This is a genomic window from Rhizobium sp. 01L410 (assembly GCF_056400165.1).
The window spans coordinates 394861-412032 of the sequence record NZ_JBFTST010000001.1; the positions used below are offsets into that span (position 1 = coordinate 394861).

At 61.8% G+C, this 17172-nt stretch carries 6 protein-coding genes; 5 read left to right on the forward strand and 1 reads right to left on the reverse strand.

The window, feature by feature from the left end; translation table 11 throughout:
- Positions 1–305 precede the first annotated feature (305 nt).
- Complete coding sequence (locus AC1DV9_RS01830; protein ID WP_112388619.1) at positions 306–965, forward strand: response regulator; 660 nt, start codon at positions 306–308, stop codon at positions 963–965.
- Here the strand turns inward: AC1DV9_RS01830 and AC1DV9_RS01835 are convergent.
- Positions 962–2368: a sensor histidine kinase gene (locus AC1DV9_RS01835; RefSeq protein WP_477945844.1), complete on the reverse strand. Its 1407-nt coding sequence runs from the start codon at positions 2366–2368 to the stop codon at positions 962–964. The genes AC1DV9_RS01830 and AC1DV9_RS01835 overlap by 4 nt on opposite strands.
- 318 nt (positions 2369–2686) lie before the next feature.
- On the opposite strand from AC1DV9_RS01835, the gene AC1DV9_RS01840 reads away from it, so the two are divergent.
- From AC1DV9_RS01840 to AC1DV9_RS01855, 4 genes are all read left to right on the forward strand, one after another.
- Complete coding sequence (locus AC1DV9_RS01840; protein ID WP_477945846.1) at positions 2687–11473, forward strand: peroxidase family protein; 8787 nt, start codon at positions 2687–2689, stop codon at positions 11471–11473.
- Between the two features lie 72 nt (positions 11474–11545).
- On the forward strand, positions 11546–13309 hold the full coding sequence (locus AC1DV9_RS01845) for a type I secretion system permease/ATPase (protein WP_477945847.1): 1764 nt from the start codon (positions 11546–11548) through the stop codon (positions 13307–13309).
- Positions 13306–15804 carry a calcium-binding protein gene (locus AC1DV9_RS01850; RefSeq protein ID WP_477945848.1) on the forward strand — a complete coding sequence of 833 codons (2499 nt, stop codon included), beginning with the start codon at positions 13306–13308 and terminating at the stop codon, positions 15802–15804. The genes AC1DV9_RS01845 and AC1DV9_RS01850 overlap by 4 nt, the downstream gene beginning before the upstream one ends.
- An 11-nt stretch (positions 15805–15815) precedes the next feature.
- Complete coding sequence (locus AC1DV9_RS01855) at positions 15816–17138, forward strand: HlyD family type I secretion periplasmic adaptor subunit (RefSeq protein WP_477945850.1); 1323 nt, start codon at positions 15816–15818, stop codon at positions 17136–17138.
- Positions 17139–17172: the final 34 nt, after the last annotated feature.

A 17172-nucleotide genomic window follows, 5' to 3' on the forward strand; every position in this document is an offset into this window, starting at 1 on the left:
AAGTTGATCTATTCCCGCGGTTTCGCGCAGCGGATTGCCCCAGGCCGTCCGGCCTCGGCATGATCGTTTTCCACGGCCGTAACGCGGGAGGCAACGCTCCGACGGGTGGCAGACGCCCTAAAGCCAACAGCAATACGTTCAATATTTCCTAAAATTCTACAAATACAACCTTATTTACTTGAATAATAAATCTGGCGATTAATCCATATTAGCTACGACTATGGAAATAGTCAGAATGACTTAGATGGACATAGAATTATTTTACGAATACTAATTGCACAGATACTATGAACAGGACGCGTATCATGAGTCCGATCTCGGTAGTAGTTATTGACGACCACCCGTTAATGGTGGCCGGACTGACGGAAATTCTTGGAAAGAATCCGGAATTTACTATCGCAGCGACTGGCACATGCGCCGACGATGCATTGGATATAGGCCTGAGACTGGCGCCGGATGTGTTTGTCGTCGATCTGATGATGCCCGGCAACATCTTCGACGTGATCACGAAACTGGTCGAAAAAATCCGCACCAAAATACTGGTTTTTACAGCGAACACGGGCAGCGATTACGCGGTGCGTGCGCTCAATGCCGGCGCGAGCGGCTATGTTCTCAAAGGCAGCAGCATTCAGGAGCTCGTCCAGGCGATCAGCGCCGTGCATCGCGGCGATATGTTCATCACGCCGGCTTTTGCCTGCAAAGTCATCGAAGAACTCAAGATCGCTTCGCTGCGCAAGAAGGCCGGAGCGGATTTGAAGCTCAGCATTCGCGAGGGGCAGATCATCGGCATGCTTTTGCGGGGCTTTACCAACCGGCAGATCGCCATCGGCCTCAAGATCGGCGAGAAGACCGTCAAGAATTACATGACGATCCTGATGCAGAAGCTGAATGCCCGAAATCGGCTGGAAGTGCTGATCGCCGCACAAAAGCTGGAGGGTGCCGGCGATTCCATTCCGCGGCACTAGAGACTGTTGCCCTCCATCGGCACCGTCACCCGAAGCTCCGTGCCGGAGACCGGCCCAGGCCGGATATCGACATGCCCCCTGAACGCAGCGACGCGGTTGCGAATGCCCTGGAGGCCGAGCGGACGGTGCCGATCCATGCTGCTCTCTGGCGCAATCCCTGGACCTTCATCAGCAATGGTCACAACGATCTCGGACATATCGGATGACGCCGACACGCGCTGGCCGCGGCCGCCGCCGTGTCGGAATGCGTTGTTGAGCCCTTCCTGCACCACGCGATAAAGACAGATTTTCAGCGGATGCGCGACGCGCTCGGGAAGTTTCCCATAGGCCGATAAGACCTTTGATCCCGTCGCATACTCATGCTGCTCGACTGCCATCTGCAAGGCGGCCTCCAGCGGCATGTGCTCGATCTCGGGCACGACAAGATCGGTCGATAGCTCCCGCAATTCGGTCAGCACCAGACGCGCAATATGAACGGGTGCGAGCTCGCCCCCCTTGATCTCCGGCACACGTTCAAGCGCCACCTTTGGCAAATTGGCGCTTGCCGCAGATCCGCTCAGCTTGAGGATCAGCAGACTGAGCAGCTGAACCGGACCATCGTGCAGATCGGCGCCAATCCGGTTGAGAAGCTGCTCGTTCGATTGGGTGGCATCCATGCGCGACCGGTCCGCCGCCTTTCGGAGCTCCGTATTCTGCTCCGCCAGTGCCCGCGCCTGGGCGAGTTGCGTCTTCAACACCGCCCGCTGACCGGCAATCGTCCTGCTGGCCCGCCGGACGATCAGAAACAGGAGCGCCATGATCGCCAGCGAGGTGGCTCCGACAATCACCCATGTATGGCGCTGCACCCTGTTGCGCTGAACGACAAACTCGCCCGCCTCCTCATAAAGCTCTCCGACGGCGATGATATCCCGCGTGCCCGGCCGGTAGATCGGGGCATAGATTTCGATGAGCGGCCGGTGGGTTGCCGCGGGACCATCGTCCTCTCCATCGTCGTGACTATCCTCGAGCTGGGCCACGACCCGCCCCTTGAAAGCGTGCTCGATATCCTCCGAGGGAAAAGTCTTTCCAATCAGCGATTTGTTGGTGCTGTAGATCACGAGACCATCGTGGCGCCATATCCGGAAGCCTTCGACGCGCCGTGCGAGATCCGTGCCGATCAGCAGCTCATCCAATTCCTCCTGGCGGGCCGGAGACACCTGAGGATTATCGGCATTTCCCTCGATATGGCGAGCCAGAAAACCCTCCATGTAGAGGGCCCCGGATTCGGCCCGGCTTCTCAGCTGGTTGGCGGCGATCTGTCCGCTCAGCCATTCCCCCAGCAGCGCCATCGAACCACAGACGACGATGCCCGCAACAATGAGAAATTGCCGGGTGACATCAAGGCTTTGCCAGATGCCGGACATGCCCGGCCCTCCGCCTTCGGCATTTTTACTGCCAGGGACGTAAGTCACATTTATTTGCGGGTCAAAAGTCCCGCCCCCCTCAAAGACCAAAGTCTCTAGATGTCCCCGGACCTATGGAACTATTCCGTGGCCTCCCCCCGAGACATCATCCGATCATCGCAGATAATGCCGATCGGTTTCTACTGGATTCTTTCGGGGCGCAACTTTGCGCTCCGAGTAAAAAATCCCGCCGCCCGGCTCGATCCTGCGAATTCTTTGTGGGGAGCAAGCATTGCCGAAACGATAATCGTTTCCCGTGCAATCAGAGGGGAGAGTACCATGGTCACCTATATCCGTTCGGATCTCGATTTCATCCTGGCGCAGATCAAGATTGCAGAGGCGCATGCTGCTGGAACGCCGCTTTATGGACCAGGTGGCCTGATCCCCGCTTACAACGTGGCCTGGGGGTTGCGCACGGTCGATGGATCCTACAACCACCTCCTGCCCGGCCAGGAAATGTGGGGCGCCGCCGGCGCAGAGTTTCCCGAGCTGATGTCTCCAATCTACCGGCCCGCCGATGGCACGCTCTTCGATCCAGACGGTCCGGGCGGAGCGCCTGCAATGCCGACGGCTCCCAACTACAACCCGTCGAACAATCCCGGTTCCCTCGTTTTCGATTCAAGCCTGCGCACCATCTCGAACCTGCTCGTCGATCAGACGCTCGGCAATCCAGCCGCAATCCTGACCGCGCTTGAGCGGGCCGGCGCGGCAAGCCCGATGACCGATCTTCCCGCAGTCACGGCGATCTACCAGACATTCAAGCCCGCTTCGGACGCCGAATACCAGGCGCGCGTCGCCATGCAGAACGCCAAGACCGCAGCCGATGCGCTTGGCGACGGTGATCCCAACACGCCACCGACCACTGAAGAGCAGGCCGCTCTTGATACATTGGCAAGTGCCACGACAGCGCATGCCGCGACAGTGACCGCTCTGGAAGCTGCGCGCGAGGTGCGCGATGCGGCGCTTGAGCCCTTCGGCATCACCATGCAGGGCGACAACGTCTACCTTCCTGCCGTCGCACCGGATGAAGGCCTTTCGGCGCCGTTCAATTCCTGGTTCACGCTGTTCGGACAGTTCTTTGATCACGGCCTCGATCTGATCAACAAGGGTGGCAGCGGAACGGTGTTCATCCCCCTGGCGGAAGACGATCCGCTCTATGTCCCAGGCAGCCATACGAACTTCATGGTGCTGACCCGTGCGACGGTTTCGGCTGGCGCAGATGGTATCATGGGCACCACTGACGACGTCCGCCCTGTCAACACCACGACCTCCTATGTCGACCAGAATCAGACCTACGCCTCGCATGCGTCGCACCAGGTCTTCCTGCGCCAGTATCAGCTCAATGCGGCAGGCGACCCGGTTGCAACGGGCAAGCTGATCGAAGGCGGCAACGGCGGCATGGCGACCTGGGGCGAGGTCAAGGCTCAGGCGAAGACACTGCTCGGCATCAACCTGACGGATGCCGATGTTGGCGCCGTCCCGCTGCTGCGTACCGACCCCTACGGCAACTTCATACCCGGCGCGAACGGCTTCCCGCAGATCATCCTCGGGATCGGCGCGGACGGTATCCCCAACACGGCCGACGACATTGTGCGGGAAGGCGACCCGACCGCCAATGGGGGGCTGGGCGCCTCGACGACCGGCGCTATCCGCACCGCCAGCGCGTTCCTCGCCGACATCGCCCATGAGGCCGTGCCGATCGGCAAGATCGCCGACGGCGACATCACCATCGGCCTCGGCAACCCCGGCAATGGCGATACGGAATATGACAACGAACTGCTGGACGCGCACTTCATTGCCGGCGACGGCCGCGTCAACGAGAATATCGGCCTGACCGCCGTCCACCACGTCTTCCATGCCGAGCATAACCGGCTTGTGCAGCATACGAAGGACACGGTGCTCGCAAGCAACGACCTCACCTTCATCAACGAGTGGCTGGAAGTCGACATCGCAGCGGTACCGACAACGCCCGCGCAGGTCGCAGCCCTCGTCTGGGATGGCGAGCGCCTCTTCCAGGCGGCCAAATTCGGCACCGAGATGCAGTACCAGCACCTCGTCTTCGAAGAATTCGCCCGCAAGATCCAGCCGAATATCAACGTGTTCCTGGTGCCGGACGGCTTCGACACGACCATCGACCCGTCGATCGTCGCCGAATTCGCCCATGTGGTCTATCGCTTCGGCCACTCGATGCTGACCGAGTCGATCGACCGCTTCGACCCGTCATTCAACGAAGACCATATCGGCCTGATCGAGGGCTTCCTCAATCCGCTCGCCTTCGATGGCGGCGACACCGGCGTTGCCCATTCGATCGGCGACGATGTTGCGGCGGGCGCGATCATCCGCGGCATGACCCGGCAGGTCGGCAACGAAATCGACGAGTTCGTGACGACGGCGCTGCGCAACAACCTGCTCGGCCTGCCGCTCGACCTTGCAACGATCAACCTCGCCCGCGGCCGCGACACCGGCGTGCCCTCATTGAACGAGGCGCGGCGGACCTTCTACGAGGCCACCAACGAAGACGCGCTGCTCAAGCCCTACGAGAGCTGGGTCGATTTCGCCGGTCACCTCAAGCATGAAGCGTCGATCATCAACTTCATCGCGGCTTACGGCACACATGCTGCGATCACCACCGCGACCACACTTGTAGGCAAGCGCGACGCGGCCCTGGCCCTCATCATTGGCGACGGCAACGATGTGGATGGAGTGACCATTGGCGGCGTGAACTATACTGATCGTTTCGACTTCCTGAACGGCACCGGCACCTATGCAGCGTTGCTCGGTGGCCTCGAAAACGTCGATCTCTGGATCGGCGGCCTTGCCGAACAGATCATGCCCTTCGGCGGTATGCTGGGCTCGACCTTCAACTTCGTCTTCGAAGTGCAGATGGAAAAGCTGCAGAACGGCGACCGCTTCTACTACCTGCAACGCCTCGACGGCCTGCATCTCTTCGGCGAGATGGAGAACAACTCCTTCGCCGCGATGATCATGCGCAATACCGACGCCACGCATCTGCCGTCCGACGTCTTCTCGACGCCCGGCCTCATCCTGGAGATCGACCGCACCAAGCAATACAATCCCGGCCTCGGCGAAGATGCCGGCGCCGACGGCATCCTGGAGGACGATCCGAATACGGCGGCGGATGAGAGCGCCGACAACCGCGGTGTCGATCCTCTTGGCACCAGTCTGCTGACGCCTCTCGTCATCCGCGACAACCCGGCCACAGCGGGCCCTGATACCAACTATCTCCGCTACACCGGTGGCGACCACGTCGTCCTCGGCGGCACCGGGGGCAACGACACCCTGATCGCCGGCATCGGCGACGACACGCTCTTCGGCGACGGCGGCAACGACCGGCTGGAAGGCGGCTTCGGCAACGACATCATCAATGGCGGCGATGGCCACGACATCATCGTCGATAGCGGCGGCGACGACAACATCAAGGCCGGCAAGGGCCATGACGTTGTCCATGCCGGACCGGGCCTCGACCTCGTCATGGGCAATGACGGCCAGGACTTCATCTTCCTCGGCACCGACATGGGCTCGGAAGTCTTCGCCGGCACCGGCAACGACTTCATCTACGGCAACAAGAATGCCGAACGCATTCTCGGCAACGAGGGCGACGACTGGATCGAAACCGGCACCTTCGACGGCGCACCTGGCGACAACTTCGACGAAATCTTCGCCCATGACGGCATCGATGGAAACGACGTGTTCCTCGGCGACGGCGGCTTCGACGAGTTCATCGGCGAAGGCGGCGACGACATCATGGTCGGCAGCGCCGGCCGCGGCAAGATGGCGGGCATGTCCGGCTTCGACTGGGCGACCTACAAGGACAACACGCTCGGGGTAAACGCCGACCTGTCGCGCCCGATCGTCTTCGACGAAGCGCCGACACTGCCGCAGAACGCGGCGCTCGACGAGTATGAGTCGATGGAAGGCCTCTCCGGCACCCGCTTCGCTGACGTGCTTGGCGGCACCGAAGACGTGGCGGCCGACCGTGCAAGCCTCGCCAATGGCGGCGCCAGCGGCTATCTCGGCAGCACGCTCGATGCCCAGGGCATCGCCCTGATCGCCGGCCTGCAGGCTGTGCTCGGCACCGGTGTCACCTCCTTCGCCGGTGGTGACATCATCCTCGGCGGCGACGGCAGCGACCGCATTCAGGGTAACGGCGGCGACGACATCATCGATGGCGACAAGTGGCTGAACGTCCGCATCGGCATCATGAGCGGCCACGACGACAATGGTCCCACCGGCACGGAAATTGCCGGCAATCCGAACATCAAGAGCATGACGAGCCTCGTCACGCTTGTCGTCAACGGCGCGCCTGCCACCAAGACGCTCGCCGCGTGGATGTTCGAAGGCCGGATCAATCCCGGCCAGCTGCAGATCATTCGTGAAATCAGCTCGGCAGGCGACACGACCGTCGATAGCGACGTCGCCCTCTTCCGCGGCGCCCGGGGCGAATACGCCTTCTCGGCCACCACGGACGGCCAGGTCATCGTCACCCACGCGGTCGAAGACGCCATCGACGGCAGCGACCGGCTGCGCAATATCGAACAGGTAGAATTCGCCACGGGCAATGCGCTCAACATCATTGTCGGCACGGCCAACGCGGATGTTCTCAACGGCACGGCACAGGACGACCTCATCCTCGGACTTGCCGGGCCAGACATTCTCAATGGCGGGGCGGGTGACGATATCCTCGTAGGCGGAGCGAACACCAATCTGGCGCCGATCACCGTCAGCGACAATTTCAACAGTGCGAATGCGGCTTGGGTTGAAACGAATGACAGTGGCGGAGCAGGCACAGGCCAGATTCGTATCGATGAAGGCAACAGCAACGTTCTGCGCTTCCACGGTGGCACGGCTGCCGGTAACTTCAACGGTGCCGAATTGACGCGGGCCTTCAACCTATCCGCTACAAATACCGCCACGATCACCTACAGCGCCAATCCGGATAGCATGGAAGAAGGCATCCTGGTGCAGTTCGCTGCCGACGGAACCAACTTCATTACGCTAAACACGATCACCGGCAATGGGGCAAACCAGACTTACTCACATGTCGTAAGTGGCCCGTTCGCGACGAATGCTGCGATCCGCTTTGTGGCCCCAGCAATGAACGAAACCAATGACCAGGTGACAATCGACGACTTCTCAATCACTTATTCGGCCACCGAGACGCTCAACGGCGGTCTCGGCAATGACACCTATTCGTTCGGCCTGGGCGACGGAATCGACGTCATCAATGAGCTCGGCGGTGTAGGAGCAGGCACGGCAGATAAAATCTCTATCCTCGCCCCGAGCACGGGCGTCGATGCCGATGGGCTGCCGATCCTGACCATCAACGCCCTCAATGCCTTCGACAGCAACGCGGGTGACGGGAACGGTAACCTGGTGATCAACTACACGCTGCCAACAGGTGTGCAGCAGACCATCACCGTAAACGCTCACTACACAGGCAATGTCGCGGAAACCGGCGTCGAGCTCATCAACTTCAACGGCGCCTTCTTCAACGGCTATCAACTCGTCGGTGATTATGCCATCAGCCGGGCTGATCCGGCCGGTGGGGCGCGCACGGTCAACCTTTCGGCCTCGACCGTGAACAGCTTCATTGCCGGTGAGGACGGCGACAATGACGCGATCACCGGCGGCAGCGGCAACGACCTGATCTTCGGTGGCGGCCAGGGCGACGACCTTGTGGGCGGCCTCGGCGACGACCTTCTTGTCGGCGGCGCAGGCGACGACGATCTCGACAACCGGCTCAATGCGGCTCTCGACGACTTCGAAGGCGCGATCGGTGCCGACACCATGGTCGGCGGCGCAGGCAACGACACCTACGGCGTAGACGACCTGCTTGACGTCGTGGTGGAAGTTGCGGGCGAAGGCACGGATACGGTCGAGACCTTCCTCGCCGACCTGTCGATCGCGGCGATGACCAATGTCGAAAACCTCGCCTTCCTCGGCGCCGATGCCAGCCAGTTCGTCGGCACCGGCAATACGGGCAACAACGTCATCACCGGTGGCGACCTCAACGATACGCTGAGCGGCCTTGCCGGCAACGACACCCTCAATGGCGGCCTCGGCGCCGATACCATGATTGGTGGCGAAGGCAACGATACCTATGTCGTCGATGACGTGGGCGATGTGGTCAACGAGAGCACCGGCCTCGCTGCCGATGTCGATACCGTGCAGTCCTCGGTCAGTTTCACGCTGGCAGCCGGGGTCGAGAATCTGACGCTGACGGGCGCCGATGCCATCAATGGCACCGGCAATGCCGGGATCAACACGATCATCGGCAACGATGCCGCCAACCAACTCTTCGGCGGCGGCAACAACGACACCCTGACCGGCAATGACGGCAATGATTTGCTCGATGGCGGCACTGGCAACGACACGATTAGCGGCGGTGACGACAATGACACCATTATTGGCGGCGCCGGCGACGATACGATCGATGTGGGTGGCGGTTTCAATCGCATCGTCTACAATGCCGCTGGGTTCGGGGCTGACATCATCAACAGCTACGATGCAGATGGCGGCCAGGTCACCAACCAGGACAAGATTGACCTCAGTGCGCTCGGCGTCACAGCGGCCAATTTTGCTGCACGCGTCGTCGAAACAGCTGTGACCGGCCCTGCCGGAAGGTTGCTGACGGTCAACGATGGGGCAGGCAACACGCTCGGCACCATCCGCATCAACAACGTTACCGATGCGCAGATCGACATCAATGACTTCACGCTCGCCGCAGCGGCACCAGCAAACTTCGGCGCACCAACGGCGAATGCCGATACTATTACCGGCAATGCGGCGGCAAACACCATCAACGGCCTTGGCGGCAACGACACGCTCAGCGGTGCCGGCGGGGACGATGTGATCAATGGCAATGAAGGTGCCGATACGCTGAACGGCGGTGACGGCAACGATACGCTTTCGGGTGGCACCGGTGTCAATGGCGGCACCTTCAGCGACAATTTCGCTTCCGCTTCCTACACCAACAACAACGGCACGCTGGCCTTCGCTGGCGGCTGGACCGAAGGCGGCGGCGAAACGACGGGCGCAGGCAACGGCGATATCCAGATCAACCCCGCCAATGGCAGCCGCCTCCACTTCGAGCCGGGCATCGCAGGTGGCGAGTTCATCCAGCGCGCCTTCGATCTCACAGGTGCGACCGGAGCGACCGTCCAGTTCGCCTACGTGGGCGACACCGGCCTCATCGGTGGCGAGAACGTCACTGTTCAAGCCTGGAACCATACGACCAGCAGCTGGGAAACCCTTGCAGGCGGCGTTCTGAGCACGGCGACCGCTACGTTCAACGCCACTCTGTCGGCGGCACAGATCGGCCCGCAATCTGCCATCCGCTTCCTGGCAAATGGCGACTGGGACGCTGGCGATGACTTCTTCGTCGATAACTTCATCATCACTGCAACAGGCAATCTTGGTGTCGACACCATCAATGGCGATGCTGGCGACGACACCGTGATCTGGAACGCCAATGCTTCCGGGGCGACCGATGGCCGCGACATTGTCAATGGCGGAACGGAAGGAACTGCCGGCGACACCTTCGTCATCAACGGCAATGCCTCGGCGGAGACCTACACGATCTACACCAGGGCAGCCTGGCTGGCGATTGCGGGCAATGTCGCGGCGAACCTCAATGCCGCGACCGAAATCGTCGTCACCCGCAATGGCAGCAACAATGCGTCCGTCATCGCGGAACTCAACGAGATCGAAGAAATCCGCCTCAACGGTGTTGATCCTTCGGGAGCGGGAACGGCCGGGAATGACAACTTCAGCATCGTCGGCGACTTCTCGACCACCAGCCTGCGCCTCAACACGATCACCATTGATGGCGATGCCGGAAATGACACGATCGATATCTCGGCGCTCGGCTCTGCGCACCGCATCGTCTTCCGCTCCAATGGCGGCAACGACACGATCATCGGTACGCTGCGGCCGCAGGACGTCATCGAACTGGCCGAAGGCACCACAGCCGACGACTATGAGATCACGACCGGTGCCAACGGCGTGACGACGATGACCAACGGCGGGCACAGCATCCAGTTCACCAGCGAAGGCGGGCTGCCGCAGTTCAATGGCGATGGCACCACGGCCGAGGAAGAAGAAGACGACACGCCGGCACCAAACCCGCCTGCCCCGACGCCACCAGCCGCAACGGCTGGGGCGACGATAGCAGGCACTGCAGCCGCCGACGTGCTTCTCGGTACGGCGAGTGGTGAAACGATCGTCGGCTTTGCCGGCAATGACGTGGCAACCGGCGGAGCCGGGGCCGACATCATCCGCGGCGATGACGGCGACGACTTCCTCAATGGGGAAGGCGGAAACGACATGGTCTTCGGCGGTGCCGGAAATGACGACCTGCTGGGTGGCGACGGCAACGACATGCTCTATGGCGATGCCGGATCCGACCGCGTCTTCGGCGACGCCGGTGACGACATGATCCGCACCGGTGCCGGCAACGACACGGCCCATGGCGGCAGCGGCAACGACATGTTCGTCGCCGAAGCAAGTGATGGCGACGACACCTACTATGGGGATGACGGCAACGACACGCTGGATATGGCGGCGATCACTGCAAACCTGACCGTCGATCTCGGCAGCGGCTTCATGGGCCGAGGAAGTGCATCGAGCAGCCTCTCAGGCAACGATACGCTGTGGGGTATCGAGAATGTCGTCACCGGTTCCGGGGCTGACACGATCACCGCCAATGCTGCCGTCAACATCATCGACGGCGGAGCCGGAAACGACAAGTTCGTCTTCCTCTCCGAAAAGGATGCCGACGGCGACACGATCATCGGCTTCCAGCCGGGCGACAAGATCGACCTCAGCGGCACCGACGCCAATGGCGGCGTTGCCGGGAACCAGGCCTTCACGCTGGTCAACGGTTCGGCGCTGACAGGTGCCGCCCAGCTGATCGTCACGCATGAGGTCCGGGCCGATGGCGACTACACGGTCGTCCAGGGCAGCGTCGATGCCGACAGCACGGCCGAACTCCGGCTCAACATCAAGGGGAACCACAACCTCACCGCTTCCGACTTCAACCTGTAACCCGCGACATCAGGCGTGCCGGCTTTCCCGGCACGCCTGACAGCCCAACAACAGAACGAAGTGGTGAAAGATATGCGCCCCAAGACTCCATTGACCGGCAACAAGCGCAAGCAGGTCGAGAAACTGACCCATGGACTCCGCGGAATATTCGTCTTCCTGTTCTTCACATCAGGGGTCATCAACATTCTGGCGCTGACCGGCTCCTTCTACATGCTGCAGATCTACGACCGCGCCCTGACCAGCGGCAGCGTCCCGACGCTGCTCGGGCTTTCGGCCCTGGCGATCGGCCTCTACCTGTTCCAGGGTTTCTTCGACATTATCCGCTCGCAGATCCTGGTGCGGATGGGCGCCCGGCTCGACAGCCGGATCGCGCCAATGGCCCATCAGGTGGCGATCGACATGCCACGTTTCGGGTTCTCAACCGCAGAGGCGCTCGAGCGCGGGCGCGATGTCGATACCGTTCGCAGCTTTCTCGGCAGCCAGGGTCCCGTCGCCCTGTTCGACCTGCCCTGGGTGCCGCTCTACCTCGTCTTTGTCTACATGCTGCATCCCTATCTCGGCGCGCTGACTTTCGCCGGCGCCTTCGTGCTGTCGATGCTGACCATCGCGACTGAGCTGATGACGCGGCGGCTCGCCAGTGCCACGCACAAATCGGGCATCGAGCGCAATGCGATCGCCGATTCGAACGCCCGCAATGCCGATATCCTGAAGGCCATGGGCTTTGCCGGCCGCGCGGTGGACCGCTTCAACCGCGCCAACCAGGACCATCTGGAACTGCAGACTCGCACCAACGACATCAGCGGCACGTTCGGGGCGATCTCGCGGGTGCTGCGCATGATCCTGCAGTCGGCCGTCCTTGGTCTCGGCGCATGGCTGACGATCCAGGGAGAATTGTCGGCAGGTGCCATCATTGCCGCCTCGGTCGCCTCGGCCCGGGCGCTTGCGCCGGTCGATCTGGCGATCGGCAACTGGAAGGGCTTTGTCGCGGCCCGAACCGCCTTGATTCGGCTGAAGGAAACCGTCATCGCACTTGCAGGCGCCGTGCCGCCGATGGCGCTGCCGGCACCGGCTAGCACGCTGAAGGTCGAGAAGATAACGGTCGCCGCTCCGGGTTCCGGACGGGTGCTTCTCAGCGAAGTGAGCTTTGAGATCGCCGCCGGCCAGGCGCTCGGCATCATCGGCCCGAGCGGCGGCGGCAAGACCACGCTGGCGCGCGCCCTGACCGGGGTCTGGCCGACCCTTCGCGGCAGTGTTCGTCTCGACGACGCCGAGCTGACACAATGGTCGGACGACGACCTCGGCCAGCATGTCGGCTATCTGCCACAGGATGTGGCGCTGCTCGATGCGACGATCGAGGAGAACATCGCGCGGCTGGAGCCGCAGGTCGACGCCCGGGCGATCGTCGATGCAGCGCAGACGACAGGCATCCACGAAATGATCGTGCGGATGCCGGATGGCTACCGCACGGCACTCGGCCCGCAGGGCGTCTCGCTTTCGGCCGGACAGCGGCAGCGCATCGGCCTTGCACGGGCGCTTTACCGTAACCCGTTCATCGTCATCATGGATGAGCCGAATTCCAACCTCGATGGCGAGGGCGAAATGGCACTGACGCAAACGATCAAGGCGGTGCGCGCCCGCGGCGGCATCGCCGTCGTCATCGCGCACCGGCCAAGTGCGCTTGCAGCCGTCGATATGGTTGCCGTCATTCAGAACGGAAAGATGGTCGCCTTCGGACCCAAGGACGAGATCCTGAAGCCAACGGCAGCCGAACCGGTCAGCCGGCCGGCAGCAGCGGCACAGATCGGATCACGCATCACAGCGAGGATGTCAGAATGATCGAGGTCAAAGGAACCAAAACCGCAAAGACGGGAGAAGACCCGCACGATCGCTATGTCCTGAAGAACGAGGACAAGCAGTCGAAAGTGCCGATGTTCATGACGTTGTTTCTGACAGGTTTCGCTCTCTATCTGAAGACAGCGCTATCTCATCAGCAGCCAAACCCGCCCGCCGAAAAAGGGGACGCCCGGCCGGCGCTGGACGGCGAAGAACCGTTGCCAGCGGCCGACGCTGTCACGGCTCTTGCGGAGGCAGGGATGGAGGACGAAGCCGCGCTGGCCGGAAAGAAGGCCTCGGGCGTGACGCTCTCGAACCACAAGAACAGCGTGAGCTACGCGCTGACCGATTCTCCGGCGATCGAGTTCAACAGGCTTAATCTGCCGAGCCTGGCGCTGTTGAAAAGCTCAGGCGGGATTTCGGTTTCCTTCCACGCCTCGAACGACAATGCATGGAAGGCTTCGAAAGCGGGTGCCGCCGGGCCGCAACCGAGCAACAGCAACAGCAACAGCAACAGCAACGAGCGAGTATCTTCCCCTGCCCCTCAAACAGGAAACGAAAAGCCGCAAAACCGCGCCCCACTTATCACCAGCCCGGTCACCCTGGCTGACGTTTCCGGTTGCGCCATTGCCTTGATCGGCCTTGCCGACCTGTTGCGCGGCGCGCTCGACCCCGATGGCGATGTCTTGTCCGTGCGGGATCTGACGGTCTCATCGGGTAAGCTGGTGCAGACAGCAGGCGGGTGGAGCTACGACGCAGCGGGTCTCGGTCCGGTGACCATCACCTACCAGATTAGCGACGGTACGGCCTCCGTGTTGCAGACCGCACATTTCTCGGTGGTCAAGGCAGCACCCGTCATCGGTACGGCTGGAGATGATCTGCTTTCGGGCACGCAATGCGCCGACGAGATCGGCGGGCTGGCCGGAAACGACAATATCGACGCCAGAGACGGCAACGACACCGTGGATGGCGGCGATGGAGACGACAATATCGTTGGCGGCAGCGGCAACGATACGATCCGCGCAGGCAACGGCAATGACATCGTTCTCGGCGGTCTTGGCGACGATCACATATGGGGTGGCCGCGGCAATGACCGCCTCTATGGCGAGGAAGGCCGCGACACGATCTACGGCGAGGAGGGCGACGATCTCATCAGCGGCGGCGCGGATGCCGATATCCTTCGTGGCGGCGACGGTCACGACCGAATGACTGGCGATGCCGGCAACGACATCCTGGACGGTGAAGATGGCGATGACGACCTTGATGGAGGCGACGGCGACGATGTTCTCTTCGGACAGGCGGGCACCGACACGCTGAAGGGCGGCACCGGAAGCGATTTCCTGAGCGGCGGCAGCGGCCGGGACACGGCGAAGGGCGAAGATGGCGGCGATACGGTCGCAGGAGACGCCGACGGGGCCGACGACATCTACGATGGCGGCGCCGGGATCGATACCCTCGACTATTCGGCGCTGGCCGAGGCGGTCGAGATCGACCTCGCCGATGGCACCGCCACCGGAGTGGAGATCGGCAATGACGCCGTCTCGAATTTCGAGATCGTCCGCGCCGGGGCGAACGACGACGAGGTGACCGGCAGCCTTGCCGACGAAGCGATACACGGCAATGCCGGCGACGACTATCTGAGCGGCGGCGGCGGAACCGACCTGGTCGAAGGCGGTGACGGCGATGATGTCGTCGAAGGCGACATCGATGCTGTGGCCGACCGCTACGATGGCGGAAGCGGCATCGACACGCTCGACTATTCCGCAGCGGTCATGTCGATCGTCGTCGATCTCGCGGCCGCTGATGCGACGGGTGAAGAGATCGGCAACGACAGCATCAGCAATTTCGAGATCATCAAGACCGGGGACGGCGATGACACCCTGCATGATAATGAGGGCGCCGATCTTCTCTGCACCGGAGACGGCGACGATATCGTGGTCGCGGCAGCCGGTGCATCTGATGACGAGTATCGCGGTGAAGGCGGGTTCGACACGATCGATTATTCGCAGGCAGCGCACGGCGTGCTGATTGACCTGAACACCGGCACCGCTACCGGCTTTGATGTCGGCCACGACGTCATCGAAGGTTTCGAAAAGGTCATCGGCGGCGCGGGAGACGACACGGTCCGCGCCGGACCGCTGGCTGTCGTCATCGAGGGTGGTGCGGGCGAAGACACGTTCGAATTCACTGTGCCCGCTGGTGAAAGCAGTGCCGATGTCGTCCACCAGATCCTTGATTTCATGGTCGGGGACCGCATCGACATCTCCAAATACAAGATCTTCGAGGAGGTTCTGGACGGTATCGAGGATCGTTTCGAGGAGATCTATGGCGACAAGGCGGATGACGAGCCCCTTCCGATCCGCGTCCGCCACGAGGGGACCGACGAGATGAGCCGCACCTTCATCGAGGTCGATATGGACAAGGACGAGCACTACGAAATGACGATCAACCTGACGGGGCATCATCTGCTTGTCATCGTCGAAAATCCCGCGGCCTAGGAAGGTAAGACATGTCTAGAAACCAGCAAAGATCCCAGGCCGCACTTTCACCTGAGGACAACAATACATTTCCTGTGACTGCCCGCGTTCTCGCCGGCATGACGCTTGGCGTGCTGCTGTTTGCCGGGGCTGGCGGATGGGCGGCGACGACGCAGCTCAGAGGCGCGATCATCGCCCCGGGCGTCATCATGGTGGACCGGAACCTGAAGTCGATCCAGCATCGCGATGGCGGCATCGTCAGCGAAATTGCCATCAAGGAGGGCGATGTCGTTACCAAGGGACAGATCATGCTGCGCCTCGATGATGCCCAGACCCGCGCAGAACTCTCGATCGTCAAGGCGCAGCTGATCGAACTGACGGCGCGCCAAGCACGGCTGATCGGCGAGCGCGACAACGAGGAGGCCATTGTCTTCCCGCCGGATTTCGGCACCGAGTTCCCGGCCATTGCTGCGGGCGAGCGCCGCCTCTTCGACGGCAACCGCAAGAACCGGCAGAACCAGAAGCAGCAGCTTCAGTATGGCATTTCGCAACTCGAGGAGGAGTTGAAAGGCCTGGTCGCCCAGCATGACGCCAAGACCGGTGAACTCGAACTGGTGAAAACCGAACACACCAAGATCAAGGGCCTCGCCGACAAGAAGCTGATCGATACGTCCCGCAAGTATTTCATCGACCGTGAACTCGCGAAACTGACCGGCGAGAACGGAGAGATTCAGGCCAATATCGCTCGCTCGCGGGCACGCATGAGCGAGATACAGGTGCAGATCATCGCCATCGACGAGGCGGCCCGGACAGAGGCGCAGCGAGAATTGAGCGTCGTCGAGCCGAAACTGTCGGAATTGCGGGAGCGTCGGGTCGCCGTCGAGGACCGGCTGTCGCGGACCGATATCCGCGCACCGCTCTCGGGAACCGTCAACGAGCTTTTCGTCCACACGATCGGCGGCGTCATCACGCCGGCAGAAAAGCTTCTGACCCTGGTGCCCGCCGACGCGGCGCTTAAGATACAGGCGAGACTTGCGCCCACCGATATCGATCAGATTTCCGTCGGCCAGGATGCGAGAATGCGCTTCTCCGCCTTCAATCAGCGCGCAACGCCGGAACTCAAGGGGAATATTGCCTATGTCTCGGCGGCAACGAGCACCGACCCCGCCACCGGCCAGATCTTCTATCTCGCCGATGTTGCCGTGCCTCCGGCGGAACTGGCAAAGCTTGAGGGCAACAAGCTGCTGCCCGGCATGCCGGTCGAAGTCTTCGTCTCGACTGAAGAGCGCACGGCAATGTCTTTCCTCGCCAAGCCACTGACGGATCAGTTCAACCGGGCGTTCCGCGAGGAGTAGTTTGGAAAATTGCGGGGCGCGCCATTATAGCGCG